Source organism: Streptomyces sp. RerS4, from assembly GCF_023515955.1.
GTDB lineage: Bacteria > Actinomycetota > Actinomycetes > Streptomycetales > Streptomycetaceae > Streptomyces.
Genome location: NZ_CP097322.1, coordinates 4,371,318 through 4,397,398, shown reverse-complemented (window position 1 = coordinate 4,397,398; position 26,081 = coordinate 4,371,318). Strand labels below are relative to the sequence as shown.

Annotated in this window: 20 protein-coding genes; 7 read left to right on the top strand and 13 right to left on the bottom strand. The window is 72.3% G+C overall.

The window, feature by feature from the left end:
* Positions 1–3: 3 nt before the first annotated feature.
* Positions 4–882 (top strand): esterase/lipase family protein, encoded by an 879-nt coding sequence (locus tag M4D82_RS20505; protein ID WP_249767426.1) that lies wholly within the window; start codon positions 4–6, stop codon positions 880–882.
* Between the two features lie 227 nt (positions 883–1,109).
* Positions 1,110–2,615, top strand: coding sequence for a M23 family metallopeptidase (locus tag M4D82_RS20500; RefSeq protein ID WP_249771980.1), 1,506 nt, complete (start codon positions 1,110–1,112; stop codon positions 2,613–2,615).
* Positions 2,616–2,689: 74 nt separating this feature from the next.
* On the opposite strand, the gene pcrA is transcribed toward M4D82_RS20500, so the two are convergent.
* The 3 genes from pcrA to M4D82_RS20480 form a co-directional block, all read right to left on the bottom strand.
* Positions 2,690–5,212 carry a DNA helicase PcrA gene (gene pcrA / locus M4D82_RS20495; protein ID WP_249767425.1) on the bottom strand — a complete coding sequence of 841 codons (2,523 nt, stop codon included), beginning with the start codon at positions 5,210–5,212 and terminating at the stop codon, positions 2,690–2,692.
* Positions 5,213–5,394: 182 nt separating this feature from the next.
* Positions 5,395–6,894 (bottom strand): peptidoglycan DD-metalloendopeptidase family protein, encoded by a 1,500-nt coding sequence (locus M4D82_RS34095; RefSeq protein WP_283844493.1) that lies wholly within the window; start codon positions 6,892–6,894, stop codon positions 5,395–5,397.
* 176 nt (positions 6,895–7,070) lie between these two features.
* Entirely contained in the window at positions 7,071–8,495 is a 1,425-nt protein-coding gene (locus tag M4D82_RS20480) for a C40 family peptidase (protein ID WP_249767424.1), read from the bottom strand.
* 402 nt (positions 8,496–8,897) lie between these two features.
* On the opposite strand from M4D82_RS20480, the gene M4D82_RS20475 reads away from it, so the two are divergent.
* Together M4D82_RS20475 and M4D82_RS20470 are read left to right on the top strand one after the other, a co-directional pair.
* On the top strand, positions 8,898–9,254 hold the full coding sequence (locus M4D82_RS20475; RefSeq protein WP_249767423.1) for a hypothetical protein: 357 nt from the start codon (positions 8,898–8,900) through the stop codon (positions 9,252–9,254).
* A gap of 118 nt (positions 9,255–9,372) precedes the next feature.
* A complete protein-coding gene (locus M4D82_RS20470; protein ID WP_249767422.1) occupies positions 9,373–10,467 on the top strand; it encodes a C40 family peptidase in 1,095 nt (364 codons plus the stop codon).
* Positions 10,468–10,501: 34 nt separating this feature from the next.
* Here the strand turns inward: M4D82_RS20470 and M4D82_RS20465 are convergent, their stop codons facing one another.
* Genes M4D82_RS20465 through M4D82_RS20455 form a run of 3 tightly spaced genes read right to left on the bottom strand, consistent with a single transcriptional unit; the run spans position 10,502 to position 13,659 of the window.
* Positions 10,502–11,614, bottom strand: coding sequence for an alpha/beta hydrolase (locus M4D82_RS20465; RefSeq protein WP_249767421.1), 1,113 nt, complete (start codon positions 11,612–11,614; stop codon positions 10,502–10,504).
* A 60-nt stretch (positions 11,615–11,674) separates the two neighbouring features.
* A complete protein-coding gene (locus M4D82_RS20460) occupies positions 11,675–12,370 on the bottom strand; it encodes a LuxR C-terminal-related transcriptional regulator (protein WP_249767420.1) in 696 nt (231 codons plus the stop codon).
* Positions 12,367–13,659 (bottom strand): ATP-binding protein, encoded by a 1,293-nt coding sequence (locus tag M4D82_RS20455; RefSeq protein ID WP_249767419.1) that lies wholly within the window; start codon positions 13,657–13,659, stop codon positions 12,367–12,369. Before M4D82_RS20455 ends, M4D82_RS20460 begins: the two co-directional genes overlap by 4 nt.
* A gap of 131 nt (positions 13,660–13,790) precedes the next feature.
* Here M4D82_RS20455 and M4D82_RS20450 point away from each other — a divergent pair, with 131 nt between their 5' ends.
* Together M4D82_RS20450 and M4D82_RS20445 are read left to right on the top strand one after the other, a co-directional pair.
* Positions 13,791–15,113 (top strand): PspC domain-containing protein, encoded by a 1,323-nt coding sequence (locus M4D82_RS20450; protein ID WP_249767417.1) that lies wholly within the window; start codon positions 13,791–13,793, stop codon positions 15,111–15,113.
* Positions 15,100–15,378 (top strand): hypothetical protein, encoded by a 279-nt coding sequence (locus M4D82_RS20445; protein ID WP_249767416.1) that lies wholly within the window; start codon positions 15,100–15,102, stop codon positions 15,376–15,378. Before M4D82_RS20450 ends, M4D82_RS20445 begins: the two co-directional genes overlap by 14 nt.
* Here the strand turns inward: M4D82_RS20445 and M4D82_RS20440 are convergent.
* The 4 genes from M4D82_RS20440 to guaA form a co-directional block, all read right to left on the bottom strand.
* Positions 15,270–15,827, bottom strand: coding sequence for a TQO small subunit DoxD (locus tag M4D82_RS20440; RefSeq protein ID WP_502988963.1), 558 nt, complete (start codon positions 15,825–15,827; stop codon positions 15,270–15,272). The genes M4D82_RS20445 and M4D82_RS20440 overlap by 109 nt on opposite strands.
* Before the next feature lie 7 nt (positions 15,828–15,834).
* On the bottom strand, positions 15,835–17,100 hold the full coding sequence (locus M4D82_RS20435) for a hypothetical protein (protein WP_249767413.1): 1,266 nt from the start codon (positions 17,098–17,100) through the stop codon (positions 15,835–15,837).
* A gap of 94 nt (positions 17,101–17,194) precedes the next feature.
* Entirely contained in the window at positions 17,195–17,986 is a 792-nt protein-coding gene (locus M4D82_RS20430) for a class II aldolase/adducin family protein (RefSeq protein WP_249767412.1), read from the bottom strand.
* Between the two features lie 153 nt (positions 17,987–18,139).
* A complete protein-coding gene (gene guaA / locus M4D82_RS20425) occupies positions 18,140–19,714 on the bottom strand; it encodes a glutamine-hydrolyzing GMP synthase (protein WP_249767411.1) in 1,575 nt (524 codons plus the stop codon).
* A gap of 535 nt (positions 19,715–20,249) precedes the next feature.
* Between guaA and M4D82_RS20415 the strand changes: the two genes are divergently transcribed.
* On the top strand, positions 20,250–20,513 hold the full coding sequence (locus tag M4D82_RS20415; RefSeq protein ID WP_249767410.1) for a chorismate mutase: 264 nt from the start codon (positions 20,250–20,252) through the stop codon (positions 20,511–20,513).
* A gap of 174 nt (positions 20,514–20,687) precedes the next feature.
* On the opposite strand, the gene M4D82_RS20410 is transcribed toward M4D82_RS20415, so the two are convergent.
* The 3 genes from M4D82_RS20410 to M4D82_RS20400 form a co-directional block, all read right to left on the bottom strand.
* A complete protein-coding gene (locus M4D82_RS20410) occupies positions 20,688–22,373 on the bottom strand; it encodes a hypothetical protein (protein WP_249767408.1) in 1,686 nt (561 codons plus the stop codon).
* Positions 22,374–22,540: 167 nt separating this feature from the next.
* Complete coding sequence (locus M4D82_RS20405; protein ID WP_249767407.1) at positions 22,541–24,349, bottom strand: GMC oxidoreductase; 1,809 nt, start codon at positions 24,347–24,349, stop codon at positions 22,541–22,543.
* Positions 24,350–24,374: 25 nt separating this feature from the next.
* Positions 24,375–26,006 (bottom strand): succinic semialdehyde dehydrogenase, encoded by a 1,632-nt coding sequence (locus tag M4D82_RS20400; RefSeq protein ID WP_249767405.1) that lies wholly within the window; start codon positions 26,004–26,006, stop codon positions 24,375–24,377.
* Positions 26,007–26,081 lie beyond the last annotated feature (75 nt).

The window sequence follows — 26,081 nt, the reverse complement described above, 5'->3', positions numbered from 1 at the left end:
TCGATGGGGCTCACGATCGTGCCGCCGCCCACGTCCTTTTCCGGAGCAGCCCGCTCCGGAGCAGCCCTGCGGGCCGCCGTCCTGGAGGCGCTGGTGTTGACGGGGCACCTGCTCCTCTACCCCACCGGCGTCCGCGAGGAACGCCCCGAGGCCCCCCGCCCGGCCGACGCGCCCGCCGACGCGTCCGCCTCCGCCGCGGAGCTGCCGCCGGTCCTGCTGCTGCACGGGTTCACCGACAACCGGTCGGTCTTCGTCCTGCTGCGCCGCGCCCTCGCCGCGGGCGGGCGCCGGCGCGTGGAGACGTACAACTACTCCCCCTTCACCCGCGACCTGCGGGAGACCGCCCGCCGGATCGGCCGCCGGATCGAGGAGCTGTGCGAGCGCTCCGGGCAGGACCGGGTGGACCTGGTGGGGCACAGCCTGGGCGGCCTGATCGGCCGGTACCACGTCCAGCGGCTCGGCGGCGACACGCGCGTGCGGACGCTGATCACCCTCGGCACCCCGCACTCCGGCACCCGCGTCGCCCCCTTCATGGACGCGCATCCCCTGGTCCGCCAGATGCGGCCCGACTCGGAGGTCATGGCCGAGCTGCGCGCGCCCGCGCCCGGCTGCCGCACCCGCTGCGTGGCGTTCTGGAGCGAGTTCGACGCGCTGATGGCGCCGCCGGACACGGCCCGTATCGAGCACCCGGACCTGGACGCGACGAACATCCAGGTCACCGGCATCGGACACCTCGCGCTGCCGGTCCATCCGGCCGTGATCACGGCCGTCCGCCGCGCCCTCGACGGGCCGGTCCGGGGCACCCGCCCCGCCTCCTCCGCCCCCCACCGCACGGGCACCACGGGAGTCACGGGAACCGAGGACCAGGACCTGGTCGTCTGATGCGCGATCGAACGAATTTCGAACTCAAGGCCAAGGCTCGGTGTTTCCACGACCGAAAGGCGGCCGAATGCCCGGTTCCGCTGAGGCCGAAACCCTCGGAAGATTGTCGTCGCCAGTAACCGCCGGGTACAGTCACGCCACTGCTCTCCTCCGGTGAACCTCAAGTTCCCCGGCCACCCAGGCCCCCCACTGCCGAGGCGAAAGAGAAGTTGGTGAACGACCGCCCGATGTCGGGCCAGTATCCCGAAACCGGGTACGACGGCCTTTCCACCACCACTTTCGCTGGTGACCAGCCCTACGTTTCCTACGAAACCCAGGGCCAGGGCTATCAGTACGTCACCGACCACTCTCCAGCCGGGAGTTACGACCCGTACGCCGCGTACCAGTCCACCGGTGCGTACGACACGACCGCCTGGACCGCGCAGGAGAACTACCTGTCGTCCGTCCCCGCCCAGAGCCTCCCCCAGGACGGCACCGGGCAGTGGGACGCGAGCGCCTGGAACGCCCAGGGCGGCGACCTCCAGCAGAACTCCTTCGGCTACGACACCACGGGCACCGAGCAGACCGGCCACTGGGCCGTCCCCGCCTACGGGCAGCAGGACACCGGCGCCTATGACGCCACCGCCTGGAACGGCGGCTCCGCCGACCAGGCGGAGGCCCCGTACGCGTACGAGGCCACGACCGTCGTCCCCGTCACCCCGGAGGCCGACACCTTCGAGGAGACGTACGAGGAGTCGTACGAGAACACGTACGACAACACGTACGACTCCTACGAGGACACGCCCGGCGACACCCTGGGCGACACCCTGGGCGACACGCTCGGCGACGGGGACCTCCTCGCGGACTCCGTGCACAGCCTGCCCACGCAGGCCATGCCCGTCACCGCCGCCGCCCCGACCGAGTCCCGCTCCGCGCGCCGCGCCACCGACAAGGCCAGGGGCAAGAGCAAGGGCAAGACCCCGGAGCGGCAGCAGGCCACCGCCGGCGGCGGTCGGCGCCGCACCCCCGCCAAGCGTTCCGCGCTGCTGACCATCGCCGTGCCCTCCGCCTGCGTGATGGGGGTCGCCGGAGTGGCCGCCGCCTCCGTCGGCGGGCTGACCGGCGGCGCCGACAAGCCGGCCGAGGAGCCGACCACGATGGCCGCCGCCGACCCGGCCTCGGTGCAGCCGGTCGCCGCGAACAACAAGCTCGACACCCAACTGGCCGCGCTCAGCGCCGACGCGGGCGACTTCGCGGACCGCGCGAGCCGCACCCAGGAGCGCATCGACCTGCGCGTGCGCCAGGAGGAAGAGAAGAAGAAGCGGGCCGAGGAGGCCGCGGCCAAGGAGGCCGCCCGCCCCAAGTTCGCCGTACCCGTCGCCCAGCACGGCCTGAGCGCCGGCTTCGGCCAGGCCGGCGGCATGTGGATGTCCGTGCACACCGGCATCGACTTCCCGGTGTCCTACGGAACCCCGGTCATGGCCGCCACCGACGGCACCGTACGCACCCAGTGGAACAGCGCCTACGGCAACATGGCCATAGTGACCTCGCCCGACGGCACCGAGACCTGGTACTGCCACCTCAGCAGCACCAAGATCCGGTCCGGGAAGGTGAAGGCCGGCGAGGTCATCGCCTACTCCGGCAACTCCGGCAACTCCACCGGCCCGCACCTGCACTTCGAGGTGCGCCCCGGCGGCGGCGGCCCGGTCGACCCGCAGGCCTGGCTCGGCAACCACGGCCTGAACCCGGCCTGAACCCGGTCTGAACCCGGTCTGACGGGCCGGGCCGGAGGCCTCGAAGAGGGCCCCGGCCCGGCCCGAGACTCCCGCTACAGCTTCTGCACCGGCGCGTACCGCAGCAGCAGTCGCTTCGGCTTGTCGTCCCCGAAGTCGATGGTGGCCTGGGCGTCCGCCCCGGCCCCCCGGACCTCCATCACCGTGCCCAGTCCGAACTGGTCGTGCGTCACCCGGTCCCCGACGGCCAGCGCGATCACCGGCTTGTCGGCGGCTCGCCGCGTCGCGAACCCGGACGGACCGGACTTCGTACGCGACGAGGACAGGAACGCCTCCGGCGAGGTGCCGAACGTCGCCTTCCCCGAGCCGGACGATCCGTACCCCGAGCCCGAGCCGCGCATCGGACCCGCCGGCTTCTGCGCCGCCCCGGTCCGCTTCCACTGGAGGTACTCGCCCGGGATCTCCTCCAGGAACCGCGACGGCGGGTTGTACGAGGGCGTACCCCACGCGCTGCGCATGCTGGAGCGGGTCAGGTAGAGCCGCTCGCGCGCCCGCGTGATGCCCACGTAGGCGAGCCGGCGCTCCTCCTCCAGCTCCTTGGTCTGGCCGAGCGCGCGCATGTGCGGGAAGACCCCGTCCTCCATGCCGGTCAGGAAGACCACCGGGAACTCCAGGCCCTTGGCCGTGTGCAGGGTCATCAGCGTGATGACTCCCGAGCCGTCCTCGTCCTCGTCCGGGATCTGGTCGGAGTCGGCGACGAGCGCGACCTGCTCCAGGAACTCGGCCAGGGTGCCGGGGCCGGGGGCCGGGGTGCCGTTCTCCGCGGCCTCGGTGGTCGCCGCCTCCCGGGCCTGCTCGAACTCCAGCGCCACGGCGGCCAGTTCCTGGAGGTTCTCGACGCGCGTCTCGTCCTGCGGGTCCGTGGACGCCTGGAGCTCGGCGAGGTAGCCCGTACGCTCCAGCACCGCCTCCAGCACCACGGCCGGGCCGGCGCCCGAGTCGACGATCGTGCGCAGCTCCTCCATCAGCGCGTTGAAGCGCTTCACGGCGTTGGTGGAGCGGGCGGCCATGCCGAAGGCCTCGTCCACGCGGCGCAGGGCCTGCGGGAAGGTGATCTTCTCGCGCAGCGCGAGCGCGTCGATCATCGCTTCCGCGCGCTCGCCGATGCCGCGCTTGGGCACGTTGAGGATCCGGCGCAGCGGGACGTTGTCCTCGGGGTTCGCGAGCACGCGCAGGTACGCGAGGACGTCGCGGACCTCCTTGCGCTCGTAGAAGCGGACGCCGCCGACGACCTTGTAGGGCAGGCCGACGCGGATGAAGATCTCCTCGAACACGCGGGACTGGGCGTTCGTCCGGTAGAAGATCGCGACGTCGCTCGCCTTGGCCTCGCCGGCGTCCGTGAGCCGGTCGATCTCGTCGGCGACGAACTGGGCCTCGTCGTGCTCGGTGTCGGCGACGTAGCCGGTGATGACCGCGCCGGTGCCGGCCTCGGTCCACAGGTTCTTCGCGCGGCGGTTCTCGTTGCGCTCGATGACCGCGTTGGCGGCGGACAGGATCGTCTGCGTGGAGCGGTAGTTCTGCTCCAGCAGGATGGTCGTCGCGTCCTTGTAGTCCTCCTCGAACTGGAGGATGTTGCGGATGGTCGCGCCGCGGAAGGCGTAGATCGACTGGTCGGCGTCACCCACCACGCACAGCTCGGCCGGCGGCAGGTCCGGGTAGCCGGGGCCGACCAGTTCGCGCACGAGCGTGTACTGCGCGTGATTGGTGTCCTGGTACTCGTCCACCAGCACGTGCCTGAACCGGCGCCGGTAGTGCTCGGCGACGTCCGGGAAGGCCTGGAGCAGGTGGACGGTGGTCATGATGATGTCGTCGAAGTCGAGGGCGTTGGCCTCGCGCAGCCGCCCCTGGTACATCGCGTACGCCTGGGCGAGCGTCTTCTCGAACCCGTCGGCGGCCTGGTCGGCGAAGGCGTCCGCGTCGATGAGCTCGTTCTTCAGGTTCGAGATCTTGGCGCTGAAGGACTTCGGCGGGAACTTCTTCGGGTCCAGGTCGAGGTCGCGGCAGACGAGCGCCATCAGGCGCTTCGAGTCGGCCGCGTCGTAGATCGAGAAGGACGAGGTGAAGCCGAGGCGCTTGGACTCGCGGCGCAGGATGCGCACGCACGCGCTGTGGAAGGTGGAGACCCACATGGCGTTCGCGCGGGGGCCCACGAGGCCCTCGACGCGTTCCTTCATCTCGCCGGCGGCCTTGTTGGTGAAGGTGATCGCCAGGATCTGGCCGGGGTGGACGTGCCGCGCGGACAGCAGGTGACCGATGCGGTGGGTGAGCACCCGTGTCTTTCCGGAGCCGGCGCCGGCCACGATGAGCAGCGGCGAGCCGGCGTGCACCACGGCGGCGGCCTGCTGCTCGTTCAGCCCGTCCAGGAGCACCGCCGGGTCGATGACGGGGCGCGGGGCCCCGTCGCGGTAGTACGCCTCCCCGTGCATGGGCGCGTCGAATCGGCCCCCGAAGAGATCGTCCGCACCCGGCTCGGGGGCGGCGTGTTCCTCGGGCGGCGGCGGGACCTCGTCGGAGGGGGTGAGGTCGGCCAGGAAGCTGTCGTCAAAGAGGCTGCTCATCGCCTTCCGAGTCTAGGGTGCCGGACCGACACCCGGCTCCGCCCCCGGAAAATCGCCCGCGATCGACGCGACGCACACCGCACACCGCGCACGACGGGCGGCCCGCCCCCACGGGGACAGGCCGCCCTGTTGATCACTCGGTCCACCGGCCGATCCGCCGGCCGGTTCCCCGGCCGGCCGGTTCACCAGCCGCCGGAGCCGATCTCCTTGCGGGCGCCCAGACCGCTGCCGGTGCCCGGGTAGAGGAAGAGCTTGCCGGTCGAGTTCTGCACCGCGACCAGGTCGTCGGCGCCGGTGGCGCCCTGGAGGTCGCCGCCGATCAGGTCGGACATGCCGTTCCAGCCGCCCGAGCCGATCAGGACGCGCTCACCGATGTACCCGTTGTTGCCGGGGTAGAGCCACAGCTTGCCCGTGGACTCCTCCACCGCGACCAGGTCCTGGCGGCCGCTGTTGTTCACGTCCATGCCGGTCAGGTTGGACATGCCGTTCCAGCCGCCGGAGCCGATCTCCTTGCGGGCGCCGAGCTGCCCGCTCGTGGAGCCCGGGTAGAGGTAGAGCTTGCCCGTGGACTTCTCGACCGCCGCGAGGTCGGAGACCACGTCGCCGTTGAGGTTGAGGGCCGTCAGGTCGGACATGCCGTTCCAGCCGCCCGAACCGATCAGGACGCGGCCGCCGCTGCCGATGGTCGAGTTGTCGGCGCCCTTGTAGAGCCACAGCTTGCCCGTGGACTCCTCCACGGCGGCGATGTCGTCCTTGCCGTCGCCGGTGAAGTCGCCGCCGGTCAGGTTGGACATGCCGTTCCAGCCGCCCGAGCCGATCATCACGCGGGCGCTGCCGCTCGCGATGGTCCCGTTCGCGTTGCCCTTGTACAGCCAGAGCTTGCCCGTGGACTTCTCCACGGCGGCCACGTCGGTCACGCCGTCGCCGTTCAGGTCGGCCGAAGCCAGGTCGATCATGCCGGTGTCGCCGGTGCCGCCGCCACCCGGGCCCTCCGGCTTGTCGTCGGGCGTCGGGGCCGGGCAGTTCTTGCTGGTCAGGTTGGCGTCGGGGTAGAAGGCGCTGCCGTTGAAGACGGTGCGCTCGTAGCTGCGGTTGTGGCGCTGCTCGTAGTGCAGGTGGGGGCCGCTGGATCCGCCGGTGCTGCCGACGAGGCCGATCAGGTCACCGGCCGCGACCCTCTCGCCCTCGGACACCTTGAAGGCGTTGAGGTGGGCGTAGAGGGTGCTCCAGCCGTTGCCGTGGTCGATGACGACGAACTTGCCGTAGCTGGTGTTGCCCTTGTCCCTGATGTGGGCGGTACCGCCGGCGCTGGCCAGTACGGACTTGTTCGTGGTCGTGCCGCCGTGCGTCCAGTCGATGGCGTTCGGGGAGGGGCTGTGGTGCGAGCGGGAGTCGCCGAACCAGGTCTCACCGCAGGCGAACGGCATCTGGAACTTGGGGCGGCTGTCGCCGGTGGCGAACGTGGCGGCCATCGGGGCGTTGTACGTGTCCGACAGCCCCATCTCCTCGGCGGTCAGCTCCGGCAGCACCTCGTGGTGGAGCTCGCCTTCGGCCTGGGCCCCGCCGATGGAGAGGGCGGTGGCGGCCAGGGTGGCGCAGATCAGTCCGGTGGCTATGCGCACGCCCTTGGACATGCGGCGGGAGAGCGGGGTGGAGGTGGCGGAAGAGGGCGAAGAAGACACGGTGGGGTCCAAACCGGCACACGGGTGCCAAGGGAAGGGAGGCAGAGGAAGAGTTCGACGTCGCTCGCGCGGCGAGCGGGGTGGGGGCACGGGAGGGGGGCAGGGCGGGCGTGGTCACGCCCTGCCGTCTCGTCCTCCCGGCCCGGTGTTTTTCGGAGTGCCGGCTGCTGCGCGGACTACCAGCCGCCGGAGCCGATCTCCTTGCGGGCGTCCAGGCCGGAGCCGTCGCCGGGGTAGAGGAAGAGCTTGCCGGTCGACTTCTCGACGCCGATGAGGTCGTCGTACGCGTTGGCGGTGAAGTCGCCGCCGAGCAGGTCGTTCATGCCGTTCCAGCCGCCGGAGCCGATCTCCTTGCGGGCGTTCAGCCCGGCGCCGTTGCTCTTGTAGAGGAAGAGCTTGCCGGTGGAGGTCTCGGCGCCGACGATGTCGCTCTTGCCGTCGTTGTCGATGTCCATGCCGACCAGGTCGTGCATGCCGTTCCAGCCGCCCGAGCCGATCATGACGCGGGTGCTGCCGCCGCCGATCGCGCCGGCGCCGTTGCCCTTGTAGAGGTAGAGCTTGCCGGTGGAGCGCTCGACGCCGGCGATGTCCGCCTTGCCGTCGCCGGTGAAGTCACCGCCGACCAGGTCGTGCATGCCGTTCCAGCCGCCCGAGCCGATCTCCTTGCGGGTGTTCAGGCCGGAGCCGTTGCCCGGGTAGAGGTAGAGCTTGCCGGAGGACTCCTCCGTGGCGACGATGTCGTCCCGGCCGTCGCCGGTGAAGTCGCCGGCCGCCAGGTTGGACATGCCGTTCCAGCCGCCGGAGCCGATCTCCTTGCGGGCGTTCAGCCCGGCGCCGTTGCCCGGGTAGAGCCAGAGCTTGCCGGTGGAGGCCTCGACGCCCACCACGTCGTCGACCGCGTCGCCGTTGATGTTGGCCGCGACGAGGTCGGTCATGCCGACGGGGGCCGGGGGCGGGGTCGTGGTGTCGTCGACGATGTTCTTGTAGCGGACCGGGGCGTAGGGGCCGTAGCCCGGGTAGTACGGGTAGTCGTACACGCGGTGGTGCACGCCGCTCGGGGTGAAGTCGAAGCCCCAGTACTTGGTCTTGTCGCTGTTGGCCCACTTCTCGAAGAGGACGACGTGGCCGCCGGCGCCGGAGTCGTTGTCGAGCAGGGCGTCGCCGGCCTTCAGGTCCGCCTTGCCGATCGAGTGGACCTCGCCGCGCGGCTCGAAGGAGTCGGTGGTCAGCGACGCGTCCAGGTCCCAGGCCATCGAGACGAAGCCGGAGCAGTCGGTGCGGTAACCGCCGTGGCGACCGCCCCAGTTGTAGTCGAGGCCGATGCCGACCCAGCTCTTGGCACGGGCGATGACCTGGCTACGGGTGATCTTCGTCGTCGCCGCGGAGTACTCGGAGGCCCTCATCATGTCGGCGGACGCGGTCACTTCGCCCTGGCCGGTGCTGCCGTAGTCGGGGTTCGCTATGGGGTCGGCGAGCGGGGCGAGCGACGTCGTCGCGGACGGGGCGGCGAAGGCCGCGGAGTCGACGGTGGCGACCGCGCCGGCGGCGACGGCGGCGGCGATCAGCGCGGCAACGGCGGTGGTGCGGGTGTGGCGAGGCATGACGAAGCTCCGGTTCACGGTCGTTGAGGCGTACGCGGCCGGGAGTGCGAACTCGACCGGCGGCGGTACGAAGCGCGGGGAAGCCCGGGAGGGCGCTGCGCGAAGCGTGCGGGGCGTGCGGGACGTGCGTGATGTGCGGGACGTGCGGGGCGTCACCAGGGGACGGCTGTCCTGCAGGTACAGCGGTCCGATGGGACGGCGGGGGTGTTCCTTCCGGTATGAGGTGAGGTGCGGAGGTGGCGGGCACCGGGGCTTTCCCCGTTGACGTGCCTCAAGCTTCGCCGCCGCTCGAAGGGGACGGAAGGGTTCACAAGGGGACCGAACCGGCCATGTCCCGTTTCGGCCCGTCCCACCGAAATCCCGCCGTCGGGGCGCCCGGAGCCACCCCGTACGCTCGTCCGCATGACCGTTCTCACCAATGTGTTCGTCGGCCTGCACATCATCGGCATCGCCTCGCTGCTGGGCGGCTTCCTGACCCAGATGAAGGCGATGGGTGCCGGCACCGCCCGCTTCTCGCCCGCGATGTTGCACGGCGCGCTGACGATGCTCGTGACCGGTGTCCTGCTGGTCGGCTTCCGGGAGATGGGCGACGGCGCCCCGCTCAACCACATCAAGATCGGGGTGAAGCTGGCGATCCTCTTCGTGGTCCTCGCGCTCGTCTACGTGAAGCGGGACGAGGAGCGCGTGGACAAGGCCCTGTTCGGCGCGGTCGGCGGACTGACCGTCGCCAATATCTTTATCGCCGTCCTCTGGCACTGAGTGATCCCCTCTGGTCATCCACGGCCAGAGGGGATCACTTCCGGGCATTTCGTCATCGGCCCGTGACCTTCGGGATTAGCGTCCTCCCCCAAGACCGACGGAAGGACGTGAGGCCCCCGTGGCCAGTCATCGAAAGCCCAGGCAGCGCCCGTTCACCGGCGGCACCGTACGGACCGCCGCCACCCTCGCCCTCGCGGGCGCTGCCACCGCCACCGCCTTCGAAGGCACGTCGCAGGCCGAGCCGCGGCCGAACCCCACCCAGGTCAAGGCCGAGGTGGACCGGCTGTACGGGGAGGCCGAGGCCGCGACCGAGCGGTACAACGGGGCGAAGGAGAAGGCCGACGCGGCCGAGCGGTCCCTGACCGGCCTGCGCGACGAGACCGCCCGCAAGACGGACCGCCTGAACACCGCCCGCAACGCCCTCGGTTCCCTCGCCGCCGGCCAGTACCGCAGCGGCGGCCTGGGCCCCGCCTTCCAACTGGCCCTGGCCACCGACCCGCAGGACTACCTCGACCGGGCCGGCTTCCTGACCCGGGCCGGCAGTCGCACCGCCGCCGAGGTGTCCTCCGTACGCCGCGGCCTCGACGAGGTCGGCAGGCTGCGCGATCAGGCCGCCTCCCAGGTCTCGGAGTTGCGCGCTCGGCAGGACGAACTCGCCGCGCAGAAGGCCGTCATCGAGGACCGGCTGAACACCGCGCAGCGGCTGTTGGCCCGCCTCACCGCCGAGGAACGGGCGGCCTACGAGGCCCAGTCCGGCGGCGGCGCCACCACCACGCCCGGGGCCGACCCCGGGACCACCCCCGCCGGCGCCCCCGCTTCGGCCGCAAGCCCGAAGCGCCCGGCGCCCCCCGCCCCCCTGAACGGCTCCCGCGCCGCCCGCGCGGTGGCGTTCGCGCACGGGGCGATCGGCAAGCCGTACGTGTGGGGCGCGACGGGACCGGGCTCGTACGACTGCTCGGGGCTGACCCAGGCGGCGTGGCGGGCGGCCGGGGTCTCCCTGCCGCGCACCACCTACACCCAGATCAACGCCGGCCGCCGCGTCTCCCGCGACCAGCTGGCCCCCGGCGACCTGGTGTTCTTCTACTCCGGGGTGACCCACGTCGGCCTGTACATCGGCGGCGGCCAGATGATCCACGCGCCGCGCCCCGGCTCCACGGTCCGCGTCGCGCCGGTGGACTCGATGCCCTGGGCGGGCGCGTCCCGTCCGGCGTAGCAGGACGCGCAGTACGCGGCAGGACGCAGCAGGACTACGGCGCCTTGACCGTCTTGCTCAGCCAGTCGAAGGTCTGCGGCAGCTGCTTCGACCACGAGTCGAGGTTGTGCCCGCCGGAGACCTTCTCCGAGTGCACGGTGGTCGGGGCCTTCGCGAGGGCCTTGAGGTCCAGGCCCGACAGGTAGCCGTCGTGCTCGGCGCCCGACATCCACAGCGAGACCGCCAGCGGTGCGGGCTGCGTCTGGAGGAGGTGCTTGAGGTTGTGGGTGCGGCGCAGTTCCGGGTCCTGGGCGACGAGGGAACTGGGCTCCTGGCCCGGATCGTTGTAGCCGGACAGGGACACGGCCGCGCTGTAGCGGTCCGGGTGCAGGATGGCCAGCTTGGCGGCGCAGTAGGCGCCCGCCGAGTACCCGGCGACGCCCCAGGTGCGCGCCTCGTCGGAGACGCGGAAGTTGTCGGTGACCATCTTGCGGACGTCGACGCTGAACCAGCTGTCGGCGTTGACCTTGCCGGTGAGGTTGGCGCAGCCGGTGTCGGCGTTGCCCAGCAGCATGGCGCGCGGGGAGACCAGGACGAAGGGCTGGACCTTGCCCTCCTTCATCAGGGGCTCCAGCACCTCGTGCACCTTGAGCCCCTGGAACCACGACTTGCCGGTTCCGGGGATGCCGGGGATCAGCTCGACGACGGGGAACTTGCGGTCCTTCCAGGCGGGGTCGTCGTACTGCGGCGGCAGCCACACCATGACGTCGCCCTTGACTCCGGAGATCTTCCCGTCGAGTTCGGTCTTCTTGACGCGCCCGCCGAGGCCCTCGACCGGCTGGAAGTCCTGGCGGACCTTGGGCTCTTCCCTGACCTGTTCGGCCTTCTTACCGCCCATTCCGTCCGGGCCGAGGTCGGGGGCGGCCTGGACGTACTTCCCGGTGCCCATCAGGTCGCCCCAGGAGGCGTAGAAGTTCATGTCCCGGTTGACGGCGACGAACACCAGGACCACGGCCGTGACCTGCGCGAAGACCACCATCAGGGCGCGGGTCGCGCCGCGTACGACGGCAGGGCCGCGCACCCTGCTCCACAGGGCGAGCGGAAGGGCGACGGCGATCACGGTCAGGGCGACCACCGTTGCGAAAAGGGGGGTCCCCGTCAGGCTCATCACGCCACCCAAGAGTCGGGTGCCCCCCGTTCCGGTTGCCCCACGGGCCTGCGGCGTAGGTCACACCAGCCGGCGCGCCGTCGCCCAGCGGGTCAGTTCGTGGCGGTTGGAGAGCTGGAGCTTGCGCAGGACCGCGGAGACGTGGGATTCGACGGTCTTCACCGAGATGAACAGCTGCTTGGCGATCTCCTTGTACGCGTACCCGCGCGCGATCAGCCGCAGCACCTCGCGCTCGCGCTGGGTGAGCCGGTCCAGGTCCTCGTCGACGGGCGGGGCGTCCGTGGAGGCGAAGGCGTCGAGGACGAAGCCGGCGAGGCGCGGGGAGAACACCGCGTCCCCGTCCTGGACCCGGAAGATCGAGTCCACCAGGTCGGCGCCGGTGATGGTCTTGGTGACGTAGCCGCGCGCACCGCCCCGGATGACGCCGATGACGTCCTCGGCCGCGTCCGAGACCGACAGGGCCAGGAACCGCACCGGGTTCTCGTGCGCCGCCATCAGCGGGGCGCAGCGGCGCAGCACCTCGACGCCGCCGCCGCCGGGCAGGTGCACGTCGAGGAGCACCACCTCGGGGCGGGTGGCGGTGATCACCGTGACGGCCTGGTCGACGTCGGCGGCCTCGCCGACGACCTCGACGCCGGTCCGGGCGGTCTCGCCGATCTCGGCCTGCACGCCGGCGCGGAACATCCGGTGGTCGTCGACGAGCACCACCCGCACGCGCCTGGTCTCCGCCCGCGTCACACCGTTGTCCTCGTTCATGCCGCCCTCTCCATCTCCAGCTCGACTTCCGTGCCGCCGTCGGGCGCGGACCGCAGTGTGGCGGTCCCTCCGTTGCGCTGCATCCGGCCGATGATCGATTCTCGTACGCCCATGCGGTCGTCCGGTACCGCGTCGATGTCGAAGCCCGGTCCCCGGTCGCGAACGGACACGAACACCGTGCGGCCCTCGACCTCCGCGTAGACCTGTACGGGTCCCCCCTCGCCACCGTACTTCGCGGCGTTGACCATCGCCTCGCGCGCGGCCTGGATCTGTGCTGCGAGCTTCTCGTCGAGGGGGCAGTCGCCGACGACGACCACCTCGATGGGGACGCCGTGGTGGTCCTCCACCTCGGCGGCGGTCTTCTTCACGGCCTCCGCGAGGGTGGTCGGCTCCTCGGCCTCGTCCTTGCCGGTGCCCTCGGGCCTGTACAGCCAGTTGCGCAGCTCGCGTTCCTGGGCGCGGGCGAGGCGGCGTACCTCGCCGACGTCCTCGGCGTTGCGCTGGATCAGGGTGAGGGTGTGCAGGACGGAGTCGTGGACGTGGGCGGCGACCTCGGCGCGTTCCTGCGCGCGGATGCGCATCAGCCGTTCCTCGGAGAGGTCCTGCGTCATCCGGATCAGCCAGGGCCCGGCGAGCAGGGCGATGCCGACGAGGACGGCGAGGGTGGCGGTGAGGACGTTGCCGAGTTGGGCGGCGGAGCCGCGTACGACGATGAAGACGGTCAGGCCGACGCCGACGAGGGCCACTCCGGCGAGGGCCCGCACCGCCTGGAAGAGCCGGCCGTGCGCGGCGGTGGCGGGGCGCCAGTGGGCGCGGCGGGCGTTGTCGGCCTGGCGCCATACGAGGACCACGCCGGCGCCGACGAGCAGCGTCGGCCAGATGTAGCGGCCGTTCTCGCCGCCGACGCTGAGCTGCGAGACGAAGATGCCGGCGCCGACGACGAGCGCGATGAGCCCGGACACGGCGCCCTTGTCGGGTTTGCGTAGGCGCCGGGTGCCGTCGTCGAGGGTCTCGAAGAAGGAGTGGTGTCCGGTGCTGCCGCCGACGCCGAGGGGAACGAACACCCAGAACGCGGCGTAGAGCAGCACCCCGAGGCCGTCGCCGAACAGGAACAGGCCGAGGAAGGCCAGGCGCACCCAGAGCACGGGCAGCCCGAGGTGCCCGGCGAGGCCGCGCGCCACGCCGCCGAGCATCCGCCCGTCGGCGCTGCGGTAGAGCTTGCGCGGGGCGGGTTCGTCGGCGTCCGGTGCGTGCGGGGCGCGGGGAGCGGCGGCTGCTGCTGCGGGCATGACACCAAGGGTCACACGCGCGGGCCCGGCCGGGCATCAGGGCGTTCCCCCAGTTCCGCCGGGGGGATATCAGGGTTGCGCCAGGGTCGGCCCCGGTGCCGCACGCCCGCGCGGGCCGTCACCATGGACGCATGACCGACGTACACGACGCCCCGCCGGCCGGTTCGGGGGGACCCGCTGCGGGGGCACCCGCCCCGGGGGATCGTCCGCCCCTGCGCCGCAGCAAGAACGACAAGGTCCTCGCGGGCGTGTGCGGCGGTCTCGGCCGGTACTTCGACCTGGACCCGCTGGTGTTCCGGATCGTCCTCGGGGTGCTCGCGGTGACCGGTGGCGTCGGGCTGATCTTCTACGGCTTCGCGTGGCTGCTGCTGCCCGTGGCCGGCGAGGAGGACAGTGAGGGAAAGAAGCTGCTGACGGGCCGGGTCGAGGGAGCCACCCTGGCGGCGGTGTTCGCGGCGCTCGTGGGCTGCGCCCTGTTCCTGTCGATGCTCGACAACGGGGTGATGGGGGCCTTCTCGGTCCTGGCGATCCTGGCGCTCGGCGGCGCCGCGTACTGGTCGCGCCGCCACCGGCACACGGTCGCCCCGGAGGCGGGCTCCCCCGATCCCGAGCGGCCCGCCGCGCACCGTCCGGCGCCGCCGGAGACGCAGGCGCCGCCCGTGCCGGGCAGCCCGTCGTGGTGGCGGGATCCGCTGGTGAAGGACGGCACGACCGGGCCGGTGGGATCCACCGGCTACCTGTGGGGGCCGGACGACACCGCCGAGCCGGCGGGCCGGACGCGTCGGGACGTGCGCGGCGGCGCCCCGGCGGCGGCGCGGCGTCCGTCGGGGATCGGCGGGCGGGTGTTCGTGCTGGCGCTGCTGGCCGGGGCGGCCGGCACGGCCGCGGTGTGGGAGGGCAGCACCCTCTCGCACGCCCTCCAGGTGGGCTTCGCCGCGGCCCTCGCGATGTTCGGGCTGGGCCTCGCGGTCAGCTCCGTCAAGGGCCGTACCGGCTTCGGCACGATCCTGCTGGCGCTGATCACGGCCGGGCTGCTCGCCGTGGCCGCCGTCCTGCCGCGCGAGATCGCCACCGACTGGCACGACGTCGTGTGGCGTCCGACGGCGGTGGCCGACGTCAAGCCGCTCTACACCTCGGGGACGGGGCTGGCGACCCTGGACCTGACCGGCCTGGACGTGCCCAAGGGCGCCACGGTGCCCGTGCGCGCCACGATCGAGGCGGGCCGGCTGAAGGTGGTCCTGCCCCGGGAGGTCACCGCGAAGGCGACCATCTCGATCCGGATCGGCGACATCCAGCTGCCCGGGGACCGCGGCGGCCAGATCCGGATCAAGGACGGCGGAGAGACCCGGCGGGCGACCCTGCCCCCCGCCGCCGGCACCGAGGCCGGCGGGACGATCGAACTGCGCCTGGAAGCGGGCGCGGGACAGGTGGAGGTGGCCCGTGCGGCGTCATGAGTTCCAGCCGGGACGGCTGCTGGCCGGCCTCGTCCTGACGACGGCGGGCGTGCTCTACCTGCTCGACGCGACCGGGGAGACCGACCTGCCCTGGTACCTGGTGGTCCCGATGGCCGTGGGCGGACTGTGCCTGGCCGCCTTCGTCGGTCTGATCACCTACGCCGTACGCCGCGACCGCAGGACCGACGGCAGGGACGGCCGCGGGGCCGAGGGCGGGGACGAGCGCCCGAAGGCGCGTCCGATCAGCGAGTCCACCGACAGGTAGGGCGCCCCGGCGAGGATCAGCGGGGTCCAGGCCATCATGTAGATCAGGTCGTTGCCGTAGTAGTACGGGGTGACCGCCCAGGACACCGTCAGCCACAGGCCGAGCGAGATCAGCGCTCCGCCGACGGCCGCGATCCGGGTCAACAGGCCGGCCAGGGTGGCGAGGCCGACGAGGAGTTCGGCGACGGCGAGGAAGACGGCGAAGCCGACGGGGGCCTTCAGGGTGAGGTCCACCAGGGCGGGGATCGCGGAGGTGTCGCGCACCCCGCGCATCATCTCGCCGATGGAGCCGCTGCCGGTGGCGGACAGGAACGCGGAGTCGGTCAGCTTGTCGAGACCCGCGTATACGAAGGTCACGCCGAGGAAGATCCGCAGGGGCAGGAGCGCGTGGCGGGCGACGTCGTGGCGCACCGCGTTCTGGACATCGGTTCGGGTCACGCCCCCATGCATACCCCGTTCACTCGGCGACCTCGATGCCGTGACGGTTGGATTCCACTCCGGCGGCGGTCACCACCTGGATCTCGGTGCGGCCCGGTTCGACCTCCGCCGGGATCGGCACCGTCAGCACCGCGTCCGACGGGTTGGTGAAGCCGCCCGCGACCGGCACCAGCGGCACGTGCACGTGCACCGACCCGATCCGCACCACGATCCGGGCCAGCATCTCCGGGGTCTGCGCGCCGGGCGGTACGAAGCCCACGCCCCGGATCTCGATGTCGTCGCCCGGACGCACGGCCGCGTCCAGGTCGCCGGGCTCGCGCCGGCGGACCACCGACAGGACGAGGGGTCGGCTGCCCTCGGCGTACTTCGCCGCCAGGTACACCACCGCCGACAGCGCGACGAGCAGCGCCAGCGCCCACGGCAGCCGGGGCAGCCGGTCGGGGAAGCGGGCCAGCGACACCGCCGCGAAGGCCAGCACCACCGTCGAGACCAGCACGTACTGGGCGTCCGTGAAGCTGCCCCGGCCCGCGTCGTCCGTCAGCAGGTCGGCGCCCGACGGCCGGTCGGCCGGGAGCTTCTGCAGCCGCTGCCCCATGATCCGTACGGAGACCACCCGGCGCACCAGCACCGCCACCCCCGACGTCAACCCGAGCACCGCCAGCAGCGGCAGCGCCCGGTCGAGCGCGAGCCCGGCGTAGAGGGCCTCGCGCTCCGGGCCGGGCGAGGAGGCCGCGAGCCGCAGCGCCGGCAGCAGCGCCGCGAACGCCGTCAGCACCAGCCAGGCGGCGGGGACGGTCTTGGAGGTGGACAGCCGGTTGTCCTCGCCGACCAGCGGCGCCAGCAGCCCGCCGCGCGGCGACTGCGCCCGTGCGGCGACGGTGAGCAGCCCGGCCAGCGCCAGCGCGGCCAGCAGCCCCGCCGTGCGGGCGGTGGACCAGCCGGTGCCGAGCGCGGTGCCGACCTGGACGACGAGCAGCACCCCGGCGGCGATCCACAGGGCGAGGACGGCCCGCCGGGACAGCAGGTACAGCCAGGAGTGCCCGGCCTCCCGGCCCCGGTCGGCGGCCGCGCGGGCGGACAGGGTCAGTTCGTCGGACACCCACTGGCGGGAGGCGCCCAGGGAGTGGGCCACGGCGGCCGGCACCCCCTGGCCCGCGGCGAACTCGTCGCGCTTCTCCAGGAAGGCGGCCACCGCCCGGCGGTGCCCCTCCCGGGCTCCGTGCGGGCAGTCGTCGCAGGTGCAGGCGCCGCCGTGGGTGCTTCTGGGGATCTCTTGGACAGCCACGCGCGTGCCGCCTCTCTGAACTTCGGTGCGATGCCAGCGAATTGTGCACCACTGGGGCAGTGCTCCGGATTGCGCACGATGTCAGAGCAGGTGATTAACCGTTCATGATGTTGACGCCACTGTCCGTGACCGTCTGCCACAGCGGTTGGAAGCTCACCCAGGCGGCCAGATCCCCGCCGAACCGCTCCCGCGTGGCCACGGCCCGCCGGTGGTCGATCGCCACCGGTTTCCCGGCCGCGCGGGCGATCAGCTGGACCTGCGCCGCCCGCTCCGCCGCGACGAACCACCACGCGGCCGCGTCCACCGACGCGCCGACCGTGAGCAGCCCGTGGTGGCGCAGGATCAGCGCCTTGTACGGGCCGAGCGCGCGGGCGATCCGTTCGGCGTCCTCGGCGCCGGCGTACTCGTCGAGGAGCGCGTGGTCCTCGTAGAAGGCACAGGCCTCGTGCGTGATCGGGGCGAGCAGCTCGCCGAGGCAGGCCAGCGCGCGGCCGTACGGGGCCTGCGCGCGGACGACGGCCACCACCTCGGGGCGGGCCCGGTGCACGGCCGCGTGCACGGCGAACGCCAGCTGGTTCACCCGCCGCTCACCCCGCACGACCCGCCCGTCCCCGTCGACCAGCAGCAGGTCCTCGGGGCCGAGGTGGGCGAAGGCGCGGCCGAACGGGTTCACCCAGAAGCAGTCCTCGAACTCCGGGTCGCGCGCCGTGACGTGCCCGCCGACCCCGTCCTCGTACCCGAGGCGCGCGAACAGCCGCAGCGCGCCGGCGAGCCGCTCCTTGCGCCGCGCGCGCTCCGCGTCCGCGTCCTGGTGCGCGGGCGGCATCTCGAACCGCAACCGTTCGACGGGCACTGGCACTGGCACGGGCACGGGCTGATCCGGCATGCAGGACCCCCTCCTTCGGCTCGGCGCGCAAGGTACCGGCGGCCGCGCGAAGTGGCCATACACAAGTGGCCCCGCACGCGGCGAAGCCGCCGCTCCCCGAGGGGTGGCGGCGGCTTCGTCACGGACGGCGGGGCGGGATCACGCCCAGCGAGGTCACTCCCACTCGATGGTGCCCGGCGGCTTGCTGGTGCAGTCCAGGACCACGCGGTTCACGTCCGGCACCTCGTTGGTGATCCGGGTGGAGATGCGGGCGAGCACCTCGTACGGCATGCGCGTCCAGTCGGCCGTCATCGCGTCCTCGGAGGAGACGGGGCGCAGCACGATCGGGTGGCCGTAGGTGCGGCCGTCGCCCTGGACGCCGACGCTGCGGACGTCCGCGAGCAGCACGACCGGGCACTGCCAGATCTCGCGGTCCAGACCGGCGGAGGTCAGCTCCTCGCGGGCGATGGCGTCGGCCTCGCGCAGCAGGTCCAGGCGCTCCTTGGTGACCTCGCCGACGATGCGGATGCCGAGGCCGGGGCCGGGGAAGGGCTGGCGCTGGACGATCTCCTCGGGCAGGCCGAGCTCCTGGCCGACCATCCGGACCTCGTCCTTGAACAGCTGGCGCAGCGGCTCGACGAGCTCGAACTCGATGTCGTCGGGGAGGCCGCCCACGTTGTGGTGGGACTTGATGTTCGCGGTGCCGGTGCCGCCGCCGGACTCGACGACGTCCGGGTACAGGGTGCCCTGCACGAGGAAGGCGACCGCGGGGCCGTCCTCCTGGAGGATCTCCAGCTGCGCCTGCTCGAAGACGCGGATGAACTCACGGCCGATGATCTTGCGCTTGGTCTCCGGGTCGGAGACGCCGGCCAGCGCGGTCAGGAACCGCTCCTGGGCGTCGACGACCTTCAGCTGGACGCCGGTGGCGGCCACGAAGTCCTTCTCGACCTGCTCGGTCTCGCCCTTGCGCATCAGGCCGTGGTCGACGTAGACGCAGGTCAGCTGCGAGCCGATGGCCTTCTGCACGAGGGCGGCTGCGACGGCGGAGTCCACGCCGCCGGACAGGCCGCAGATCGCACGCTTGTCGCCGACCTGCGCCTGGATGGCCGCGATCTGCTCCTCGACGATGTTGCCGGTGGTCCAGGTGGGCTGCAGGCCCGCGCCGCGGTAGAGGAAGTGCTCCAGCACCTGCTGGCCGTGCGTGGAGTGCATGACCTCGGGGTGGTACTGGACCCCGTACAGCTTCTTCTCGTCGTTCTCGAAGGCGGCGACCGGGACGACGTCCGTCGACGCGGTGACGGTGAAGCCCTCGGGGGCGGCGGAGCAGGCGTCGCCGTGGGACATCCACACGGACTGCTGCTCGGGGGTGCCCTCGAAGAGGGTGGAGCCGGCCTTGGAGACGGCCAGCGCGGTACGGCCGTACTCGCGGGCGCCGGTGTTGTCGACGGTGCCGCCGAGGGTGGTGGCCATCAGCTGGAAGCCGTAGCACATGCCGAAGACGGGGATCCCGGCCTCGAAGATCGCACGGTCGAGCTGCGGGGCGCCTTCCTCGTACACGGAGGACGGGCCGCCGGAGAGGATGATCGCCTTGGGGTTCTTGGCCAGCATCTCGGCCACGGGCATCGTGCTCGGCACGATCTCGCTGTAGACCCGGGCCTCACGGACGCGGCGGGCGATGAGCTGGGCGTACTGCGCGCCGAAGTCGACAACGAGGACGACGTCCGGTGCGGCGGAGGGTGCTACTGGCACGGGGCGGCCTTCCGGGCGGAAAGAGTGTTGTGTTGTCGATTCTAACGGCGGACGGGTGACCCGATTCGTCTCACCATCCGAGTCCCACGCCACGACGACACAGCGCGACGACCACCTCACAGCCCGCGCCGCGCCTCCCCGATCACCCGCTGGGCATCCGCCCCGTAGACGGCGGAGTCGCGCAGCGTCCGCCAGACGCGACGATGGGTCGCGACGCTGTCCGCGTCGTCGACCGGGCACGGGCTGTTTCGCCGTGTGTACACCGACCACGCCCGGGTCACGCGCGGCAGCGCACCGGCGTCTCAGCATGCGAACGCGTTTGGGCCGGCGGGGGGCGGAGGGCCATAATCCACTCCATGCGCAAGCAGCTGAGCTTCCTCTTTACCTATGGCACCGGCCGGTCCGGTCGCCATGGGTCTTCGTGATGCTCGTCTGAGCCGCTGAACTTCCCAGAGCGCCCCGGTCCGACAGGACCGGGGCGCTCTGGCGTTCCTCCGGTCCCGTCGGCCCCACCCCCGACAGGAGACCGACCGCCATGACCACGATCACCACCACCCCCGAGCAGCTCATCGCCGACTCCCGCGCCCGCATCGACGCCCTCGACGACCGGATCATCGGCCTGATCCAGGAACGCATGGCCGTCTCGGCCGTCATCCAGGACGCCCGGATGGCCTCCGGCGGGCGCCGCGTGCACCTCTCGCGCGAGATGGAGGTGCTGAACCACTTCAGTGACGCCCTCGGCAAGCCCGGCACCGCGCTCGCCATGACCCTGCTGGAGCTCTGCCGGGGCCGGGTGTGACGGGTGTTCGTCACTCGTCCGGTGCGTGACCGGCGCGCGGAACCCTTCGTTGGTCAGGCCGCACCACCACGCGTGGCTCCGCGTGACCGGACGGCAGGGGACAGCAGCCCGGTCACCTCGTAAAGAAACGGCCGGCCCGGGGGACGCCCCGGGCCGGCCGTCGCGCGTCCACCGCTACGCGTGGACCCCGCCGCGCCGGCGGAAGCCCAGGTACAGCGCGCCGCCGACCGCGAACAGCGCGGCCGCCGCGATGCCGATCAGGCCCGCGCCGCTACCGGTGGAGGCCAGCGGGCCGCCGCGGGAGCCGCCGTTCGGGGTGGCGCCGGAGCTGACGCCCACCGTCGGCGAAGCCGAGGCGCTCGCGGAAGCGCTCGCGGAGGCGCTCGGGCTCGCGCTGGTCGAGGTGCTCGGGCTCGGGCTGACGGCGGTCGGGTTCACCACGAGGTCGGCCAGGTTGTTGGCCGGGTTCGCGTCGAAGAGGTGCTTCTCGGGCGCCCCCTGCGCACCCGGCCGGCCGACCGTGATGGCGCCCTTGGCGTCACGGAGCGTCTTCTCGATCCGCAGCTCGAAGGGGAACTCGATCTTCTCCTTCTCCAGCACGGAGGCACCCGTCACGCACAGGTAGCGGGACGTCTCCCCCGTCGTGGCCGGACGGCAGGACGCCGGCGCCTTCCGCACCGTCACGCCCTGCGGCAGCCGCACCTCGGCGACGGCCGCCGAGGCCTGGGGACGGGGGTCGAAGACCCAGGCCGGGCCGAGGTTGCGGACGGTGACGGCGGCCTTGACGGTGGCGCCGGCCTTGCCCTTGAGGGTGAGGGCGTCGGCGACGAAGTCGGCGCCGTTCTCGACGGCGAAGTCGACCGTGCGCCGGTTGTCGGCCGGGTTGAGGTCCGGGCCGCGCTGCGCGCGCTTGGTGGCGGTCAGCTTGCGGCGATCGGTGCCGGTGCCGTTCTTGCCGGCCGTCTGGTCCGCCTTGCCCTGCTCCGCCTTGCCCGGCTCGGTCTTCGCCTCGCCCTGCCCGGTCGCGGCGGTCTGCGCGGGCGTGGCCACCGGGTAGATGCCGTAGGCGAGCCGCTCGGTACGGGCGTGCGCGGTCGCCTTGACGTGCAGCGGGCTCTCGCCGGCCAGCTCGTAGGTCTCGCCCTTCTGGAACTCGCCCTCCACCGTGCACACCGCGGTGGTCGCGGTCCGGCCGGGGACGTAGCGGCAGTTGTCGTACCGCTCGGGCAGCTCCAGGCCGTGCGTGGTCTCCAGCTCCAGGATGACGCCCTTCGCGGACTGCGTGCCCAGGTTGGTGAAGGCGAGCGGCAGCGCCTGGCTCTCGCCCGGCTTCGGGGCGGTCTTGAGCTTCATCTCCTCCATGACCAGGTCGGGCCCGCCGACCTGGAGCGCGGTGGTGACGGAGGTGACGGTCGCGCCGGCGGCCGTACCGGTGACCGTGAGCGGGCCGGTGGCGCCGTCGGCGGCGCCCTGGACGGCGGTGGCCTCCAGGTCGAAGCCGACCGGGCCGCCGTCCTTCGTGGCCCGGTCCGTGCAGACGAGGGTGGCGGCGACGGGCCTGCACTTCGGCTGCCCGGTCGCGGCGGCCTTCTCCCGCACGAGCGCGAACGGGGCGACCTTGGACAGGTCGACGGTGAAGGTGAACTCGCCCTCGAAGGCGAGCGTGGCCCCGGCCGGCCGGTCCAGGCGGAAGGCGAGCGCCGTCGGCTTCGGGGTGCCCGTGCCGCCGGGGTGCGGGGTCAGGGCGAGGGCGGTCGGGCCGGTCAGGGTGAAGACGGGATCCGCGGCGTTCGCCGGGGTGGCCGCCAGCCCGACGGCCACCAGGCCGCAGGCGGCCAGCAGGGAGATGCGCTGTCTCATGCCCCCCTTGACCCTCGGAACGCCGCCACAGTTGCCTCGCTTGTCATGTGACCGACACCACAGCACCGTGAAAAGGATTCCGGTACAACCTTCTTCGGCAACCGCCTGTCCACTCTTGTACCGCGGTGAGTACCGCGCTCGGAGGGGGAGCGCGGTACTCACCCGGCTCAAGGCCGGGGTTCCGATTGCGTCGCGGCCGATTTCCGCGCCGGCACCTCGGGCACCGCCAGGACCGGCAGCCGCAGCGCGCCGAAGGCCTCCTTCGGGACGGCGGGCCGGTTCGGCTCCACCGCCGCGAGCCGGACGTACGCCGCCCCCTGCGCGGGCCGCGGGTCGGCCTCGCCGTTGTTCGGCCAGTACGACATCGCCCGCTCGGCCTGCGCCGTGATCGTCAGCGACGGGTTGACGCCGAGGTTCGCGGAGACCGCCGAACCGTCCACCACCGAGATGCCCGGGTGCCCGTAGAGGCGGTGGTACGGGTCCACGACCCCCTCCTCGGGCGAGGCGCCGATGGGGCAGCCGCCGAGGAAGTGCGCGGTCAGCGGGGTGCCCATCAGTTCGCCGATGTTGCTGCCGGGGAAGCCGTTGATCTCCTCGGCCAGCAGGGTCGCCGCCTCGGTGGCCTCCGCGATCTGGACCGGGTTGGGCGCGCCGTGGCCCTGTCGGGCGGTGAGCAGGCCCTTGCCGAGGCCGCCGGGCTTGCGGTAGGTCGTCAGGGAGTTGTCCAGGGACTGCATGACGAGCCCGATGATGGTCCGCTCCGACCAGCGGCGGTTGGACAGCGAGCGCAGCAGCTGCACGGGGTGCTTCGCGGTGCGCCCGAGCCAGGCGCGTACGCGGTGCGCGGAGTACGGCACCTGGAGGACGGTCAGGAAGCCCATCGCGTTGGAGCCCTTGCCGTAGCGGACGGGCTCGATGTGGGTGTCGGCGTTGGGGTGGACGGACGAGGTGATGGCCACGCCCCGCGTGAAGTCGGCGCGGGCGGCGGCTCCGTGGCGCCTGCGGTAGCGGCGGTCGTCGGTCTGGGCGCCGACCAGGCCCTCGGAGTTGGTCCGGGTCAGGTCGCCGAGGCGGGCGGAGAGGCGGGGCAGCTCGCCGCGGTCCTTCATGGTGTGCAGCAGGGTCTGGGTGCCGTAGGTGCCCGCCGCGACGACCACGTACCGGGCGCGCAGCACCTTGGCCCGGCCGGCGCGGCGGTGGTCGGTGGGGACGGTGCGGACGCGGTAGCCGCCGTCGGGGTGTTCGGCGAGGGCGGTGACGGTGGTCATGGGGTGGATGACGGCTCCGGCCCGCTCGGCGAGGTGGAGGTAGTTCTCGTTCAGGGTGTTCTTCGCGCCGTGCCGGCAGCCGGTCATGCACTCGCCGCACTCGGTGCAGGCCTTGCGGGCGGGGCCGGCGCCGCCGAAGTAGGGGTCGGGGACCTCCTGCCCGGGTCGGACGCGGGGCTGTCCTTCGGCGTCGTCGCCGTCGCCGAAGAAGACGCCGACGGGCGCCATGTGGAAGCTGTCGCCGACGCCCGTCTTCTCGGCTACGGCCTTGAGGTGGACGTCGGAGGGGGTCAGCGTGGGGTTCAGTCGGACGCCGAGCATCCGCTTGGCCTGGTCGTAGTACGGGGCGAGTTCCTCGCGCCAGTCGGTGATGGACGCCCACTGGCGGTCCTCGAAGAAGGCGGCGGGCGGCACGTAGAGGGTGTTGGCGTAGTTGAGCGAGCCGCCGCCGACGCCGGCGCCCGCGAGGACCATCACGTTGCCGAGCAGGTGGATGCGCTGGATCCCGTACAGGCCGAGGGCGGGTGCCCAGAGGTAGTTGCGCAGGTCCCAGCTGTTGCGGGGCAGGCTGTCGCGGGTGAAGCGGCGTCCTGCCTCCAGGACGCCGACGCGGTAGCCCTTCTCGGTGAGCCGCAGTGCCGAGACCGACCCTCCGAAGCCCGATCCGATGACGATGACGTCGTAGTCGTAGTCGTAGTCGTACGACACTGCGGTGCCTCCCGGGCGGTCGTGCCTAACGGAATCGGAGCGCCTTCATGACCTTGAGGCTGCGGGTCATGAACTCGGCGTACTTCGCGTCGTCCATGCCCAGCGACGGCGCCATCGGCAGCACGCGCTGGTGGGCGACGGTCTGGGCCTCGGTGTACTTGAGGATGCCCTCGGAGCCGTGCCGGCGGCCGAGGCCGGACTCCTTCATGCCGCCCATGGGGGCCTGGGCGCTGCCGTAGGCGGGGGCGTAGCCCTCGTTGATGTTGACGGTTCCGGTGCGCAGGCGGGCGGCGACGGAGTGGCCGCGGCGGGCGTCCTTGGTCCAGACGCTGGAGTTGAGGCCGTAGGCGGTGGCGTTGGCCTGCGCGATGGCCTCGTCCTCGTCGGTGAAGCGGTAGATCGAGACGACCGGGCCGAAGGTCTCCTCGCCGCAGACGGCCATGGGGGCCTCGACCCCGTCGAGGATGGTGGGCTCGTAGAAGAGGGGGCCTATGTCGGGGCGGTGGACGCCGCCGGCGACGAGGGTGGCGCCCTTGGCGACGGCCTCGTCCACGTGTCGGCGTACGGTCTCCAGCTGGCGCTCGCCGACGAGCGAGCCCATGTCGGCGCCGTACGCGAGGGAGCTGCCGAGCCGCATGGCCTTGGTGCGGGCGGCGAAGCGCTCGACGAACGCGTCGGCGATCGAGGCGTGGACGTAGAGCCGCTCGATGGAGATGCAGAGTTGGCCGGCGGAGGAGAAGCAGGCGCGGACGGCGCCGGCGGCGGCCTTCTCGATGTCGGCGTCGGCGAGCACGAGCATGGCGTTCTTGCCGCCGAGTTCGAGGGATACGCCGACCAGGCGGGCGGCGGCGCCCTGGGCGACCTCGCGGCCGGTGCGGGTGGAGCCGGTGAAGGAGACGTAGTCGGCGTGACGGACCACCTCGGGGCCGACGACGGGGCCCTCGCCGAGGACGATCTGGAAGACCTCGGCGGGCAGCCCTGCCTCGATCAGCAGGTCGCGGGCCCACAGGGCGGTGAGCGCGGTCTCGGTGTCGGGCTTCATGACGAGCGCGTTGCCGGACACGAAGGCGGGCAGCGCGTCGCCGACCGACAGTTCGAGGGGGTAGTTCCACGGGGCGATCTGGCCGACGACCCCGCGCGGCTGGCGCAGCTCGGTGACCTTGGTGAGGGTCGGCATGGCGCCGGTGTGGCCCTTGGGACGCAGGTACGCGGGCGCCTTGCGGCCGTAGTGGCGGGCGGCGACGGCGACGGCCTGGACCTCTTCGTGGGCGTGCAGGCGGGCCTTGCCCGTCTCCAGCTGGATGAGGTCGAGCACCTCGGCCTGCCGCTCCAGGACCAGGTCGTGGAAGCGCAGCAGGACGGCCGCCCGGCGGCGTACGGGGACGGCGGCCCAGGCGGCCTGCGCCGCGCGGGCCCTGTCGAAGGCGCCGGCCACGTCCTGCGGGGTGGCTTCGGGCAGCTCGGCCAGGCGTTCCCCGGTGAACGGGGTGTGGTTGGCGGTCCGGCCGGATCCGATCACTCCGCGGGTCAGCCGGGCGACGAGGTCGGGGGTGACCACGTCGGCGGCGGTGCGGACGCCGGCGGGGGCCGGGGCGACCGGGTTGGTGGGCTGCGGTGCGGTGCGGAGGGGGGCGGCGGGGGCCTGCGAGTCCGTCATGCCGGTGAGCGTATTGCGCCGGACTCCCTTTGGGTACCCGCCGGTAACCGGATTTTGCCAAATCTGCCAGCGATC